Here is a 15,277-nt window from a genome sequence, read left to right as displayed (position 1 = left end):
GTCACGGTTTTTTGGTAACAAGACACGGACGCTTTTTCGTAAAATTGGGAAGATTATCAGTAAAATCCATGCAAAATTATCTCCGCCGCCATTCTCAGTTTCTGGTTCTTTTCTGGACCCTTGTCGTCCTGTCGTGCGGCCCATCCATCAGCCCGCGGTCCGGCAAAGTCCCGACCACCGGCGGACCCGCCACCCGGGACGAAAGTCTGACGATGGGCAACCCCAGCCAGGCCGCGGCCTCCGATCCCAACAACTACCTGCTGGTCAAGCCGGGCTATACGCTGTCTTACAACCGGGAGAAAGGCATTGCCAACTGGGTGAGCTGGCACCTGAGCAGCGCCTGGAAGGGCAGCAGCCCGCGCACCGACGATTTCCGACCCGATACGGGCCTGCCTTCCGGCTGGTACGCCGCCCGGCCCGCCGACTACACCAACACCGGCTTCGACCGCGGCCACCTCTGCCCGTCCGACGACCGGGATGCCTCCGCGGGAGACAACCAAAGCACCTTTCTGATGACCAACATTGTGCCGCAGGCGCCCAGAAACAACCGGGAGGTCTGGCGTGAACTGGAAGAATATTGCCGGAAGCTGGCCCAGGAAGGCAACGAGCTGTACATCATTGCCGGGACGCAGGGCGTAGGCGGCGAAGGGTCCAATGGCCGCGCCCAGTCCATCGCCGGGGGCAAAATCACGGTTCCCGCTTCGCTCTGGAAGGTGGCGGTGGTGTTGCCGGTCGGGACGGTAGACAACGAGCGGGTTACGGCCGACACCCGCGTTCTGGCCGTCAATATGCCCAATACCCAGGCGGCAGCCGACCGGCCGTGGCATAGCTACATCGTCACCGTCGCGGACCTCGAACGGCTGACGGGCCTGCATTTTCTGGATAATGTGCCTTCGGACGTACAAAAGGTGATAAAAAACCGGAAGTATACCGTTAATTAGCATTTCATCAGAAACAACTATGGCAACAACTGCTTTTCTGGGGCTTCGGACCGTGGTCTACGCTGCTCCGGATCTGGAACAGACGAAGAACTGGTACACCCGCGCCCTCGGCATTCAGCCTTATTTCGACGAGCCGTTTTACGTGGGCTTTTCGGTCGGCGGTTACGAACTGGGCCTCGACCCGAACGCGACCCCGGCACCGGGCAGCACCATCACTTACTGGGGCGTCCCGTCCATTGAAAACGCCTGGAACCACCTGCTCGAACAGGGCGCAACGGCTCAGGACGAAATTCAGGAGGTGGGCGAAGGCATTAAAGTAGCCACCGTGCAGGACCCGTTCGGGAACGTCCTGGGAATCATCGAAAACCCGCATTTCAAGGCCGAGTAGCTTGCTGACGGACGCGCACACGCACCGCGCTGAACCCGAACCGTCGGTTTTTTCGGTGTATAACCTGCCGATTCAGGAACCGGACCCCGGCCCCTGCCCGCATCCGGCCCTTTCGGTCGGCATCCATCCGTGGAATCTGGAACCGGAGCGGCTGGAAGACCAGTTACGGCTGGTGGGGCAGGGGCTCCTGAAACCGGAGGTGCTGGCGCTGGGTGAATGCGGCCTCGACCGCCTCCGGGGGCCTTCGTTACACCACCAGACCGAAGCCTTTACCGCACAGGTCCGGCTGGCGGAAGAACGGCAAAAGCCCGTCATCATCCACTGCGTACGCTGTTTTTCCGAATTGCTGTACCTGCGGAAAGCCCTCCGGCCCGCTACGCCCTGGATTATTCATGGGTTTGTCAATAAACCCGAAACGGCCCGGCAGTTGCTGCAAAGCGGCTGTTACCTTTCGCTGGGAGCGGCGCTGCTCACCCCGGACTCCGGCGCGGCCAACACACTGCGGGAAATGCCGCCCGACCGACTTTTGCTCGAAACAGACGATGCGCCCCTGTCTATCCGGGAGGTTTACCGGGCCGCCGCCGGGATTCTCGGCATTGCCGAGGATGAACTAATTCAACAGATTGGCCGTACTTTTGCGGAGGTATTTAACCGAAAACCGTAACTGTACCGAACATGCAAGACCGTTCCTGGCTCTCCCGCACGCAGCTGCTGGTGGGCGACCCGGGCCTCGACCGCCTCACCGCCGCTCACGTGCTGGTGGTTGGACTGGGTGGCGTCGGCTCCTTTGCCGCTGAATTTATCGCCCGGGCGGGCGTCGGCCGAATGACCATCGTGGATGGCGACGTGGTCGATCCCAGCAACCGCAACCGCCAGCTTCCGGCCCTGGCCACGACCCACGGCCAGTCGAAAGCCGACCTCATGGCCGAACGCCTGCTGGCGATCAACCCGGAACTACAACTCCGCGTCGTCAAGGCATTTCTCACCCCGGAAAAAGTCCGCGAACTGCTGACCGAAGGGCCTTACGATTACGTCATGGACTGCATCGACAGCATTACGCCCAAATTGACGCTGCTCGAAACGGCCTACAAACAGGGCTGCCGGATCGTGTCGTCGATGGGCGCGGGCGGCAAACTCGACCCGACACAGCTGCGGGTAACCGAACTGTTCGACACCTACGAATGCGTGATGGCGCAGTACGTTCGCAAACGGCTGAAAAAACTGGACGTGAAAGCGGGCATCAAAGCCGTGTTTTCCATTGAACAGGTCCGCAAAGAATCCCTCATCATGACCGACGGCAGCAACTTCAAACGCTCGGCGTACGGAACAATTTCTTACCTCCCCGCGGCTTTCGGCGGCGTGTGTGCCTCGGTGGTCATCCGCGAACTGCTGGGCGAGCCGGTCGAGCTGCTGAAGCGCCCGACCGTTATCCGGAAAAAGAAACCGGCCAAAAAGAAACCGCACTCACTCACTGAGGGGCTTTAGGAGCGGCACCGTGACGGTAAAGGTCTCGCCGTCGTCCTGCACGTCAATGTCCGACTGGGCCAGCAGCCGGTATTTGGCCGCGATGTTGTTCAGCCCGACATGGTTGGAGACGACCCGGATGGTTTTCCGGCGGATGGTGTTCCGCACGAGCAGCCGCTGGTCCGGCGTGGTCTGAATCTGGACTTTCAGCGGTTTGCCCGCCTGAATGACGTTGTGCTTGACGGCGTTCTCGACCAGCAGTTGCAGCGTCAGCGGCGGCAGGCGGTGCTGTTCCAGACACTTGTCCAGCGTCGCTTCGAGGTGGAGACCCTGTCCGTGCCGGGTTTGCAGCAGGTGAACGTAGGAGCCGATGAAAGTCATCTCGGCCTGCAGGGTGGTCAGTTCGCGTTCGTTGGTTTGCAGCAGGTAGCGGTACACCTTCGACAGTTCGTTGACAAACTGCTCGGCCTGCTGCGGCTCGTCGCTGATGAGCGAAGAAAGGGAGTTCAGCGAGTTGAACAGAAAATGCGGATTCACCTGATTTTTCAGGTTTTCGAACTGGTTCTGCAATTCGGTTTTCCGGAGTTGTTCTTCTTCCCGAATGCCCTCTTCCCATTTGGCCATGCTGTACGAGCTCTCGAAGGCCCCGACCGAAACCAGGTTCGCCACCAGGTTGACCAGCAGAATTTTGGAAACCGGAGCCGGGTCGTGGGTATAACCGAAAAGGTGAAAGTGCCCGTACATCCAGATCGGACCCAGGATGAAAACCGGCGTGACCACCATGTACACCAGCAGCAGCGAAAAAGCCCGCTGGGGTGTTTCGGGCAGGCTCGGAAACTGCTGCATCACTCTAAACGTCAGGTAATCCAGCGTCAGGATGCACAGGCAGCCGATGCTGACGTTCAGCAGGGTAGCCCCAACGAAGGTACCGGCATCGCTGAAGTAGACCGGACCCAGCAGCAGGTACGTAATCAGGGGCATGAACCACGGAAAAAGCAGCAGAAAGTTCCATTTGCTCCAGCTGCTGATGCGGTATGAGGTCGTTAGGGGCGATTGCATGGCGGACGGACCGGATACGTTACGGGGTGTGGTTAATTAAACGGTTTCGGCGGCAGGCTGCTCCACCGGGATCAGCGGAACCAGCACGTCAAAATACTGCTCGCCTTCGATCACCTCCGGCTCCGGCTGGTTCTGCAGGCGGTATTTGGCCGCCAGATTACTCAGCCCGACCCGCGTCGAAGCCATCCGGACGGATTTGGGGCGGCGCGTATTGCGGACCATCAGCCGGTTTTCCGGGGAGGTGCCGATGGTGATGTACAGCGGCTGGCGCTGGGTGATGACATTGTGCTTGACGGCGTTCTCCACCAGCAGTTGCAGCGTCAGCGGCGGCAGGCGGTAGTCCAGCCAGCCCGGATCGATGTCGACGGTCAGGTTCAGGGAAGCGCCGTGGCGGGTTTGCAGCAGATAAAAGTACGATTGAATGAAGCGCAGTTCGGTCGCCAGCGTCGTGAGTTCGCCCTCGTTGGTTTGCAGGAGGTAGCGGTACACCTTCGACAGTTCATCCACAAACCTTTCGGCCCGCCCGGGGTCTTCGCTGATCAGGGAAGAGAGCGAATTCAGCGAGTTGAACAGAAAATGCGGATTTACCTGCGTTTTCAGCACTTCCAGCTGGCTTTGCAGGGCGATTTTCCGCAGACGGGCATTGTCGATGCTGTGCTGGTTCCAGCGCGAAAGGGTATGAAACCAGGTCTGCACCAGACAGAACAGGAGACAGAAAATAAAGCAGAGCAGCAGCACCGAACTGAGGGTGTCGGTTTCCAGGCGGATACCCGGGACCGGAATGCGGCGGGCGACGAGGAGGGCCGCCACCAGAAAAAGTCCGGTGATCGCCAGCGAAGTGACCAGCATGGCCGCCAGCCGGAGCGGGGTCTGTCCGACGTCGGGAAGCCGGTTGCAAACGGGAGGAAGGGCTTTTTTCAGCAGCCAGACCAACGGCAGGTAGAACGCCGCGGCCAGCAGGGTTCCGGTCAGGAAAACCCGGATTTCGGCGAAATAGCGCGAACCGAGCAGGAAGTAGTTAATGGTAGCCATAAAAAACGGGGCGCTCAGAATGGGAAACCATCCTTCCAGGGCCACCGCACGGTTGTTCAATAACTGCCTTTCCTGCACCCTACTGACGAAATTCATGGACATATTTCAGTCCTCTAAGTTCCGAAATAGTCCCGGAAAAGTCTATAGTCAATAGATAAAAGGTAGTAACCCGGATGTCAAAGGAGTAAACCCGGCGTTTACAGGAAAAGCACCAGCCGGACCTCCGGCTGGTGCGTACCCGTGCTTACAATTGTGGAATGCGCAGAATCTGGCCGGGGTAGATTTTGTCCGGGTCTTTCAGCATCGGTTTGTTGGCTTCGAAGATGATGCCGTACTTCATCGGGTCGCCGTACACTTCCTTGGCGATTTTCGATAGCGTGTCGCCGGATTTGACCTCGTGGAATTTGGCCTCCGGTTCCGGCGCCTCCACCTGCAGGCGGTTATCGACCTGGTGCACGCCTTCGACGTTTCCGACGGCGAGCGCAATTTTCTCGGCATCTTCCTGCCGGGCGACCTCTCCTTCCAGAATCACCTTGTCGCCGGCCGTTTTTACGGTCAGTTTCTTGAACTGTAGTCCGAGGCCCTGCACGTGTTTCAGCAGAGCGCCGGCTTTCAGCGGCTCGACGTCGGGCGCTGCCGGGGCGCCCGCGGCCGGGGCTTCGTGCTCCTTGCCGAAAACTTTTTCACCGACTCCTTTGAAAAAATTGAGTAATCCCATAATGTGCGTTGGATGAGGTTGATTAACTTTTACGTTGTGCAAAAAAGCAAACCCCGTAAGGATTGCAACTGTTTCGAACGGAATTTTATCCTTAGTTAACGAATAGCTTTGTGCGGTTAACTCGTTGTTTACCAGAGTCGTGTGTAGGGTAACAAAATGGGGCCGCCCGAATCCGGCAAAACTTGAATCGGGTTTTAGGGAAATCGCAGCGGGGAGGTTAGTTTTACGGTTAGTTATCCAGAAATACTTTTTTCTACAATTCAACAACACTTTATGAAATGGTTTGAACGGATACGGTGGGGACTTCTGCTCCTGACCGTCGTGGGGGTTACTTCCTGTACTCAGGAGGATGATGACAATCTCGGCCCGGCTCCGGTGCGGGGCGAGGCCGATTTTACAAAATATGTAGCCGTTGGAAACTCCCTGACTGCCGGTTTTGCCGACGGCGGTCTGTATCGCGAGAGTCAGTTAAATTCATACCCGAACATGCTGGCGAAGCAGTTTGGACTCGTCGGCGGCGGGACGTTTGTGCAGCCGCTGTTTTCGGCGGATTCGGCCAACGGCTCGGGCTACGTCCGGCTGATCCGGCTGCCGCAGTCACCCGTCGAACTGCTGACCTCCCTGCGCCAGATTGCCCCCGGGGCGGTCCGGACGACGGTCAACGGCCGACCGCTGTATTCCAAATTCACCGGGGCCAACAATAACCTCGGTGTCCCGGGCATCCGGATGTCCGATGTCCTGTCGCCGGGTTACGGCTCCGCCCAGGGCAACCCGTATTTCGAGCGCCTGCTGCCCGGTACAGCCTCCACCCGGACATACCTGGACTACGTCGGCGACAACCTGAACGGGGCCACGTTCTTCACCTGCTGGATGGGCAACAACGACGTGCTGGGCTATACCACCTCGGGCGGGGTGAACGCCATGACGACCTCCGCCGTGTTTACCACCAACTACACGGCCCTGCTCAACAAACTGACGGAAAACAACCGCAAGGGCGTCGTCGTCGGCATTCCGAACACGGCGGCGGCTCCGTACTTCCGGACGATCACCATTCCGCTGCTGCTCGCCCAGCTCAATGCCTCGCGCCCGGCGGGTACTCCGGTCATTCCGGCGCTGGTCATTCAAACGGCCGCCGGTCCGCGTGCCTCGCGGGATGGCGACCTCCTGATGCTGCCCAATGCGCTGGAATACCTTAAAATCGGCACCACCACGGCCGGAACCGGGCAGGGCCCGTACGGGCTGTCGGCAACGAATCCGCTGCCCACGCAATTTGTGCTGGACTCCGACGAAGCCGCGGCCGCTTTCAACCGCCTGACCGAATTCAACAACCTGATGAAACAGCAGGCTGAAGCCAAGGGGCTCGTGTTTGTCGATCCCAACCAGGTCCTGACCCAGTTGGGGCAAACGGGCGGGTATCTTCAGGATGGTGTGACGTACAACCTGTCGTTCATCCAGGGCGGGGCCGTCAGCCTCGACGGCATTCACCTGACCCCGGCCGGCTACGCCCTCATCGCGAACGAAATCATCAAAGGCATCAACACCAAATACAAATCGACGCTGCCGCTGCTGAACACCAGCACCTTCAACCGGGTTCTGCTGCAGGCGCAGTAAGGGGATTTAAAGATGAAGGTTTTAATGTGGCTCTGCCTCTTTATAAGTTCTGATTGAGGCGGAGCAACGATAAACCTTAAACTTTAAACCTTCAACTTAACAGAAATCATCATGAAAAAACTGATTTATACCGCAGCGCTGGCGGTGTCGCTCCTGGTGGGCGGCGCGGCGCAGGCGCAGGAAATTCCTTCGCTGGAGTTTGGTGTCCGGGGCGGCGGCACGTTTACGCACGGCTTTACCAACGTGCCTCCCCAGCGGGTAACGGATGTCGTTTCGACGCCCGAACTGAACAACAAAAGCAACGGCATCGGGCTGGGGTATTCGGCCGCGATCTGGGCCCGCAAGAATTTTGACAAGTTCTTTGTGCAGGCCGAAGTGGGCTACAACACCTTCCTGCTGAAGCAGAAAACGGCCGTGGCGCAGATCGACGTCAATGCCAACGCTTCGCTTTTGCGGGCGCTGCCGGTTTCGGTGGCACCGGGTCTGGTGTTTGCTACCCTCAACGCCACCTCCGAATCGGCGCTGGAATCGATCAACGTGCCCATTCTGATCGGGAAACGCTGGAACAACGGCAAAATCCGTGGCTATGCGGGGCCCAACTTCCTGTTCGTGCAGAAGTCGGAAGCGAGCCGCACCACCAGCGGACGCATCAATGCCAATCAGAATATCGGTTTTCCGGAGGTAGAAATTCCGGAGCGGAGCGAAACGACCAACCTGCTGAGCAGGCGGGAAGCGGGTATTCTGGAAGTGAAGGATTTCACGTACGCCCTCGAACTGGGCGTCGGGACGAGCATCATTCCGAACCTGGAGGTGGATCTGCGGTATGCCGTGCCGGTCGGCGGGGTTTACAAAGACAATAACATTTCCGGGTTCCTCGGCATCGGGACGGTATCGCTGAGCTACCGATTGTTTAATGTGAAGTAAAGGAGGTGCTGTTTCTCGCAGATTTTCGCTGATTTTTCCCGCCGATTTTCGCAGATAATGTTCAATGTCTGCGACAATCGGCCTTTCCTCGGCGGGAATCTGCGGGAAACTTTCAGAAGCTTACATAAATTCCGGGCCGACTTCCCGAAGCAGGTCGATAACGGGCAAAATCTTCCGGCCTTTATCGGTCAACATATATTCTACCCGCGGCGGCATCTCGTTAAACGACTGCTTGGTCAGCAGGCCCAGCTCGACCAGTTGCCGCAGTTCATGAACCAGTACTTTTTCACTAATTTCCGGAATCAGCCTTTTGATTTCGTTATAGCGCAGCTTTTCCTGACGCAGCAAATGGATAATGGTCAAACGCCATTTACCGCAGATGATTTCTACGGCTCGCTTGATTATCAGTTGAGTAGCAATCACATTCGTCTCGTTCGCGTTCGTATCCTCGGTCATTCTTTTTCTATACTTACCTCTTGGTGGGTAACTGTCTGATTAGTAGGCCATTATGCAGTGCATCCAACAAAAGTAATTTTTTGTAATCAAAGTTTTCATACCGATTACAAAATCATTTTAAAACAATTCTTCCTTTTTAATGTAGGTACCTGATTTCAAGGGAAGTAGGCGATTGGATAGCTGGCACTTGAAGAATAAAGGTTCCTGAAAAGGTATCTTAATAACCAAAAGCCGGGTACAGAGTTTGAGTACAATTACCCAGAGCCTGCTTTTGCTAAGATTTATCGCCGTTTCTTTATTGAACGGGAAATTCGCGGCAATTTGGTAAACAAAAATGCCGAATACTGGTAGCGAGGCAGTATTCGGCATGGCAAGCCGGATGGCGGGGAACTTACCGGGTTTCGGCCACCGGCGATTTTTTGATGAGTTCAATGGCTTTCTCCAGCAGTTCGTCCCGGCCTTCCCGGATGCCCCGGATCGTTGGCCTCACTTCCAGATCCGGAACAATGCCGATGCGCTGGGTTTCCCGCCCGTCCGGATAATAAACCCCAATGCCCGAAATCATCGTCGACAGGCCTCCGGGCAGGGTAAACGGCGACACATTGCCGTCGGCTCCGGCCGTCTGGCTGCCGATGACGGTCACGTTTGGCGCGCCCCGGAAAGCCATCGTGGTGTATTCGGCCTGGCTCTGGGTCGCTTCGTTGATGAGCACGACCACTTTGCCCGGAAAATGCTCGCCGCCCCGCGAGCCTACGTTCAGTTCCTTGCTCCATGTAAACAGCCCGGGATTGCTGACGTCCCCTCCGGTGAATTTGACAAATGGCGTAGGCGCCATGTGAAGGAAACTGCCGAAGGTAAACACCATAAAGTCAGAGGGGTAGCAGCGCAGGTCGATAATAATTCCCTTCGCGTTTTTGAAGGCTTTCTTAATGGCGGGCAGCTGTTTGTTCTGATACTTGGCGGGGTAAATAAAGCCGATGGAGTCGGGCAGCATCCGGTAACTGCTGTCCTGCGGGTAGGTGCCCGAGTCGAGGTTGTAATTCAGCGCCAGTTCGCCGCGGCCGTAGCGTTTGATTCTGGTTGAAAACGGCTTGCCGTCCCGTTCCCCGGCGAGACTCACCGAGTCGAGCGGGCCGCGCAGCAGGTCGCGGGCCATGTCGCGCAGGCGGGTGGGGTGGTTGGAGGCGGGGTAATACGGCGTTTTTTCGCGGACCCAGTCCGCCACCGGCTTCCCGTCGATGCTGCGGATGACGTCGCCGACTCGCAGCCCCGACGCCCGCCCCGCCGAATCGTGATAATACCCCGTCACGACCGCCTGATTTTCCACAAACCGAACCTGAACCGGCGCCAGAAAAACCCCACGCCAGCGTTCCAGGTCCGGCTGGCGACCCCAGATGTTGGCGTGGGTATCGTGAATGCGGGCAATCAGTTGCAGGTTGGTCAGGATGTACTGCTGCGAATCGGTGCAGTCGGCGAGCCGGGGAATGAATTCGGTCAGAACGGCATTCCAGTCTTCCTGAATCAGGTGTTTGTACGGAAAAAAGTATTCGATGATATTCCAGTACCGGAAAAGGCTCAGCATTCGGAGGCCGCCGTCGCTGAACGCCATGTTGCCGTAGGCGTCTTCGTTCCGGAACGACGGGTTACCGACGTTAGATTCCATCGCCAGATAATAATGGCTGGCGCGGTTGCGGTTCTGGTAGACCTGGTTCAACTGGCGGCTGAGGGCTTCGGTAAACAGCGTCCGGTTGTTGAGCCAGCGCAGGTCGGGTTTCCGGAAGGCGTTTTTCTGGCCTGTCGTATCGGTCTGTTTGCCCTTTGGCAGAGGCCCCAGATTCTGAATCCAGGTGGAAAGCACCGCGCTGCGATCGGCGGCGGACCGGGCATTGAGCACCTTCGGCATTACCCGGAACAGTTCGTAGTCCCAATTGTAGTTTCCCTCCGCGACCGCCGGGTGGTGGTATTTCAGAAAGCCCCAGACGCGGCCCAGCACGGCCAGATTCTCAATCTGCTGCGGCTTGAGCTGAAAAAGCTCGATGCCCGAGCCACGCCGGAAGCTGGAATCCAGTTTGGCCTTCGCCGTGACCACTTTTTTGAGCCTGGCAACGGCCAGCTCCTCGCCGCTGACGCGGACGGTAAGATCGTCGAACCAGGCCGTACCGGGTCCGCTCAGCAGCCCGCCGAACGTAATGCGCTCGGCATCGTCGGGCAGCCGGAGTTTGACCGAATACTGGGTCCAGTCGGTCGTGCCCTTGATGCCGCGGCTCTCCATATTGTCGAATTCCAGGGTCCGGTTGGTTCCGTCGATGCGCATCCAGAGGCCCGCCCAGCCGCTGGCAAGGTCCTGGGTCTTCACAAATCCGGTCAGTTCAATCTCTTTTCCGGCGTAGCGGGCGGGAATCGTCAGCCCGCAGGCTTTGAAGGCCTGGTCTTTGTTGTCGGCGATGGACTGAATCCGGAAGGAGTAGCGGCCGCCGTGCCGCACGAGGGAGTCCGCCCCGACCGCATACCCTTCCGAGCCAAACGACGACCAGCCGGCGGGCTGTCGGGTGGCGGGGTCCAGGCGCTCAAAATCCAGGTTGGAAGGGGTTTGGGCCATCCCGGCAAAGGGCAGGAGGCAGAGGAGCCAGCGAAGTAATTTCATGGAGCGGGGAAAACGGGTTAGGATTGACATACTCCTCCCGGACCCTGTTTAGAGGTTCGAGGTTGTGCGCCCCTAAAAAAGATTATCTTCAGCAGAAAACCATCAGATTTTTTTGAAGCGCATCTGTTACTGGCTTTACTTTTATCAAGCGTGCGGCTGACCTACCCGTCCCCTTCGCTCGTCTGCATGGACGAGTAGACTAGGACCGGTCCACCTCCTGCATCAGCTCCCCTAGAATCTTCTGCGCCGCGACCGAAATTACCGTACCGGGGCCAAACACGCCCCGGACACCGGCATCGTACAGGTACTGGTAATCTTGCGCCGGAATCACGCCCCCGGCAATGACCAGAATATCCTCCCGACCGATGCGTTTGAGTTCGTCAATCAGCTGCGGCACGAGCGTTTTGTGTCCCGCCGCCAGACTCGATACACCCACGATGTGCACGTCGTTCTCGGCGGCCTGCCGGGCTACCTCCTCCGGCGTCTGGAACAGCGGACCCATGTCCACGTCGAAGCCCAGATCGGCGAAGCTCGTGGCAATTACCTTCGCGCCCCGGTCGTGCCCATCCTGCCCCATCTTGGCCACCAGAATGCGCGGGCGACGGCCTTCGCCCTCGGCAAAGCGGTCGGCCATTTCGCGGGCCAGACGGAAGTTTTCGTCATCCGACACTTCGGCAGAATAAATGCCCGACACGGACCGGATGGTCGCCTTGTGCCGGCCAAATGCTTTTTCCATTGCGTCCGAAATTTCGCCCAGCGTGGCCCGGTGGCGGGCCGCCTCGATGGCAAGGGCCAGCAGGTTTTCTGTTTTCTGTTGTCCGTTTTCCGTTGTGCCGCCGGGGTTCAGGGCCGCTTCGGTCAGTCGGGTTAGCGCGGCTTCCACCTTTTCGGAATTTCGTTCGGCCTTGATGCGGTTTAAACGGGCGATCTGCGCCTCCCGCACGGCCTGGTTGTCTACTTCCAGCAGTTCGATGTCGGGGGCGGAGTCGGCCCGGTATTGATTGACGCCCACAATGACGTCTTTCCCCCCGTCGATGCGCGCCTGTTTGCGGGCGGCGGCTTCTTCGATGCGCAGCTTGGGCAGGCCGGTTTCGATGGCTTTGGTCATGCCGCCGAGGCTTTCCACCTCCTGAATCAGGTCCCAGGCTTTCTGAATGAGCTCGTTCGTCAGGGATTCCACATAGTACGAGCCGCCCCAGGGGTCCACCAGCCGCGTGACGTCCGTTTCGTGCTGGAGGTACAACTGCGTGTTTCGGGCGATGCGGGCCGAAAAGTCGGTGGGCAGGGCGATGGCTTCGTCCAGCGAATTGGTGTGCAGACTCTGCGTGCCGCCGAGCACGGCCGCCAGCGCCTCAATGCACGTCCGGGCGACGTTGTTGAACGGGTCCTGCTCGGTGAGGCTGTAGCCGGAGGTCTGGCAGTGCGTCCGCAGGGCCAGCGATTTCGGGTTTTTCGGGTCAAAAGACTGGACGAGCGTAGCCCATAGGACCCGCGCCGCCCGCATTTTGGCAATTTCCATGAAATGATTCATGCCGATGCCCCAGAAAAACGACAGCCGGGGGGCGAATTCGTCGATGGACATGCCCGCCCGCAGGCCGGTGCGGATGTATTCGAGCCCGTCGGCGAGGGTGTAGGCGAGTTCGAGCTGGGCCGGGGCACCCGCTTCGTGCATGTGGTAGCCGCTGATGCTGATGGAGTTGAACTTCGGCATGTAGCGGCTGGTGTACGCAAAAATATCCCCGATGATGCGCATGGAAGGCTCGGGCGGGTAAATGTAGGTGTTCCGCACCATAAACTCCTTCAGGATGTCGTTCTGGATGGTGCCCGAAAGCTGTTCCGGTCCGACGCCCTGTTCTTCGGCCGCCACGATGTAAAACGCCATCACCGGAATCACCGCCCCGTTCATGGTCATCGAAACCGACATCTGGTCCAGCGGAATCCCGCCGAAGAGAATCTTCATGTCTTCCACCGAATCAATGGCCACGCCCGCTTTCCCGACGTCGCCGACTACCCGCGGGTGGTCGGAATCGTAACCCCGGTGGGTCGCCAGATCGAACGCGACGGAAAGGCCCTTCTGCCCGGCGGCGAGGTTCCGGCGGTAGAAGGCGTTGGATTCCTCGGCGGTCGAGAAACCGGCGTACTGCCGGATGGTCCACGGCTGGGAAACGTACATGGAACTGTACGGCCCGCGCAGGAAAGGCGGAAGCCCGGCTGCTGAACCCAGATGCGCCGCGTTCTGAATATCGGCGGCGGTATAAACCGGCTTCAATTTTATGCCTTCCGCGGTGACAAACGTCCGTCCGTCCGTTTGATTGCCCGTCGGGGAGGCAGGAGTGGGTTGTATGGATGAAAAGTCTGGTTTCATACGTCAGCGTTCTTATTCAAATTCACTCGCCAGCCGGGGGCCGACTTCGGGATTCGCCGCCGCATCCGTCTCCTCGGCCCGATATTTATTGACTCCCACCATCACGCGGCCCGTGCGGAGGGCTTCCACTTTGGCTGCGTAGGAGCGGGCCAGTTCTTCCCGGATGGTCGGCAGGGCCGCGGTCAGGCCACCCCGGTTTTCCATGTCCAGAAACAGCGCCCAGGCCTGCTCCGCCAGCTGATGCGTCAGTTGCTCCAGGGCGTAGGCGCCGGCTGCAGGGTCGGCAACCCGGCCCAGATGGGATTCGTCTTTCAGCAGAATGGAAATGTTCCGGGCTATCCGGTCCGAAAATTCCTGCGCTTCGGCTGATGGCGACGCGGGGTTCAGCGCCGCATCGTGCGGATGGACCGTCAGGGCATCGCAGCCGCCGATGACGGCCGCCATCGCTTCCGTTGTTGCCCGGAGGAGGTTGGTGTACGGTTCGACAGCGGCATAATAAAACGGGGAGGTCTGCGCGTGCACGAAGACCGGCTGAGGCGCCACGCCCCAGGCCGCCTGAAAACGTTGAAGCAGCAACCGCAGCGCCCTCAGTTTGGCGATTTCCGGAAAAAAGCTGGTCCCGACGGATACCGAAACGATGGTTTTCGAAAAGAGCTGAGCCGCCTCCAGACCCGCATCGGTCAGGTGGTCGTACTGCTCGGCGAGCGCGGCCAGCGTAAAGGCCAGTTCCTGCGTGATGGTCGCCCCGGCATGGTGGAAACCCTGACTCTGCACGCTGATCGTCCGGAATTGTGGGAACCCGGCGGCCCGGCGGGTCGCTTCCGCGAGGGCTTCGTAATTTTCTCCGACGGAAATCGCATGGGCAAAGTGGTTGTAAACGGGGTCGATCAGCAGCCCGCCTTTGAGCTGGTAGGGCGCAATCCGCACCAGCTTTTCCAGCAGAACATCCGCCCGGCTGCCGTCCGTGACGCGGAAGAAAACGGGCGTATCGCTGAGTTTCAGCCCGTCGAGGAGCCGGGTCAGGTCGGTGGGTGTGTTTGGCAGGGTCAGCAGCAGGGCATCGGCTCCCCGGCTGGCGGCCCGCCGCAGGCGGGTGTTGGTTTCCCGGTCATCCCGAACGGTGAACGGCGGGGTGTTGAGCCAGCCTCCGGACGTTTTCTGGGCGTTCTGGATGGTTTCGAGCGGGAGCGTTTCCAGGTCTTCGGCCGTATAAAACGGTTCCAGCACAAAGCCCTCGGGCGTAGCCCAGCGCAGCGTTTCGTAGGCTTTGCCTTTCAGGTCCTTCAGAATCTGCGCCTTCCACTGCTCAGCAGAAACAGACGGGAAAGGGATTGGGATAGGCATGGGAATTGTGGAATGATTGACGGACGGAACGATTGATCTATTGAATGATAGATAGATTGAACAGGCAGACACTCTTGCAACCTATCCGTCTATCAACCAGTCCATCATTCCGTTTCTGACAAAGTTAGGTCTTTTTAAAGCAACCTGTACGGGCGGGTAGTCTGTGCGGCGGGGTTCGTTGGATTATTTCAATGATTGATTATGCTGTATTGACACACCGCCGCAATCGCCGTACTTTTAAGTTTTCCGGAAAGGCGGGATAGCTTGCCGTACGTAGTTTTTTTCCTACTTTTGTTACCTTTTTTCGCCATAAAGACAGCATAAAGGTTAA

At 58.5% G+C, this 15,277-nt stretch carries 13 protein-coding genes; 6 read left to right on the top strand and 7 right to left on the bottom strand.

The features are described 5' to 3' along the window. Positions 1–68 precede the first annotated feature (68 nt). Genes ORG26_RS06770 through ORG26_RS06755 form a run of 4 tightly spaced genes read left to right on the top strand, consistent with a single transcriptional unit; the run spans position 69 to position 2,814 of the window. Complete coding sequence (locus tag ORG26_RS06770) at positions 69–941, top strand: DNA/RNA non-specific endonuclease (protein ID WP_266367875.1); 873 nt, start codon at positions 69–71, stop codon at positions 939–941. Between the two features lie 19 nt (positions 942–960). Next, positions 961–1,329, top strand: coding sequence for a VOC family protein (locus ORG26_RS06765; RefSeq protein ID WP_266367874.1), 369 nt, complete (start codon positions 961–963; stop codon positions 1,327–1,329). 1 nt (position 1,330) lies between these two features. Further along, a complete protein-coding gene (locus ORG26_RS06760; protein WP_266367873.1) occupies positions 1,331–1,993 on the top strand; it encodes a TatD family hydrolase in 663 nt (220 codons plus the stop codon). Positions 1,994–2,004: 11 nt separating this feature from the next. Further along, on the top strand, positions 2,005–2,814 hold the full coding sequence (locus tag ORG26_RS06755; protein ID WP_266367872.1) for a tRNA threonylcarbamoyladenosine dehydratase: 810 nt from the start codon (positions 2,005–2,007) through the stop codon (positions 2,812–2,814). Here ORG26_RS06755 and ORG26_RS06750 read toward each other — a convergent pair. From ORG26_RS06750 to lysM, 3 genes are all read right to left on the bottom strand, one after another. Further along, positions 2,794–3,852: a sensor histidine kinase gene (locus ORG26_RS06750; protein WP_266367871.1), complete on the bottom strand. Its 1,059-nt coding sequence runs from the start codon at positions 3,850–3,852 to the stop codon at positions 2,794–2,796. The two genes, ORG26_RS06755 and ORG26_RS06750, sit on opposite strands and share 21 nt — an antisense overlap. Positions 3,853–3,888: 36 nt before the next feature. Beyond that, a complete protein-coding gene (locus ORG26_RS06745; RefSeq protein WP_266367870.1) occupies positions 3,889–4,884 on the bottom strand; it encodes a sensor histidine kinase in 996 nt (331 codons plus the stop codon). Positions 4,885–5,128: 244 nt separating this feature from the next. Then, positions 5,129–5,602, bottom strand: a complete 474-nt coding sequence (gene lysM / locus ORG26_RS06740; protein ID WP_266367869.1) for a peptidoglycan-binding protein LysM — start codon at positions 5,600–5,602, stop codon at positions 5,129–5,131. A 273-nt stretch (positions 5,603–5,875) separates the two neighbouring features. On the opposite strand from lysM, the gene ORG26_RS06735 reads away from it, so the two are divergent. Beyond that, on the top strand, positions 5,876–7,213 hold the full coding sequence (locus ORG26_RS06735; protein ID WP_266367868.1) for an SGNH/GDSL hydrolase family protein: 1,338 nt from the start codon (positions 5,876–5,878) through the stop codon (positions 7,211–7,213). A gap of 111 nt (positions 7,214–7,324) precedes the next feature. Continuing rightward, on the top strand, positions 7,325–8,137 hold the full coding sequence (locus ORG26_RS06730; RefSeq protein ID WP_266367867.1) for an outer membrane beta-barrel protein: 813 nt from the start codon (positions 7,325–7,327) through the stop codon (positions 8,135–8,137). A 120-nt stretch (positions 8,138–8,257) separates the two neighbouring features. On the opposite strand, the gene ORG26_RS06725 is transcribed toward ORG26_RS06730, so the two are convergent. The 4 genes from ORG26_RS06725 to ORG26_RS06710 form a co-directional block, all read right to left on the bottom strand. Beyond that, positions 8,258–8,593: a winged helix-turn-helix transcriptional regulator gene (locus ORG26_RS06725; protein ID WP_266367866.1), complete on the bottom strand. Its 336-nt coding sequence runs from the start codon at positions 8,591–8,593 to the stop codon at positions 8,258–8,260. Positions 8,594–8,984: 391 nt separating this feature from the next. Next, positions 8,985–11,237: a S41 family peptidase gene (locus tag ORG26_RS06720; RefSeq protein WP_266367865.1), complete on the bottom strand. Its 2,253-nt coding sequence runs from the start codon at positions 11,235–11,237 to the stop codon at positions 8,985–8,987. A gap of 199 nt (positions 11,238–11,436) precedes the next feature. Then, complete coding sequence (gene scpA, locus ORG26_RS06715; protein ID WP_266367864.1) at positions 11,437–13,602, bottom strand: methylmalonyl-CoA mutase; 2,166 nt, start codon at positions 13,600–13,602, stop codon at positions 11,437–11,439. A gap of 12 nt (positions 13,603–13,614) precedes the next feature. Then, a complete protein-coding gene (locus ORG26_RS06710) occupies positions 13,615–14,946 on the bottom strand; it encodes a methylmalonyl-CoA mutase family protein (RefSeq protein WP_266367863.1) in 1,332 nt (443 codons plus the stop codon). Positions 14,947–15,277 lie beyond the last annotated feature (331 nt).

Origin of the sequence: Tellurirhabdus rosea, assembly GCF_026278345.1 — a bacterium.
Classification (GTDB): domain Bacteria; phylum Bacteroidota; class Bacteroidia; order Cytophagales; family Spirosomataceae; genus Tellurirhabdus; species Tellurirhabdus rosea.
This window is presented reverse-complemented; position numbering and strand designations above follow the sequence as displayed.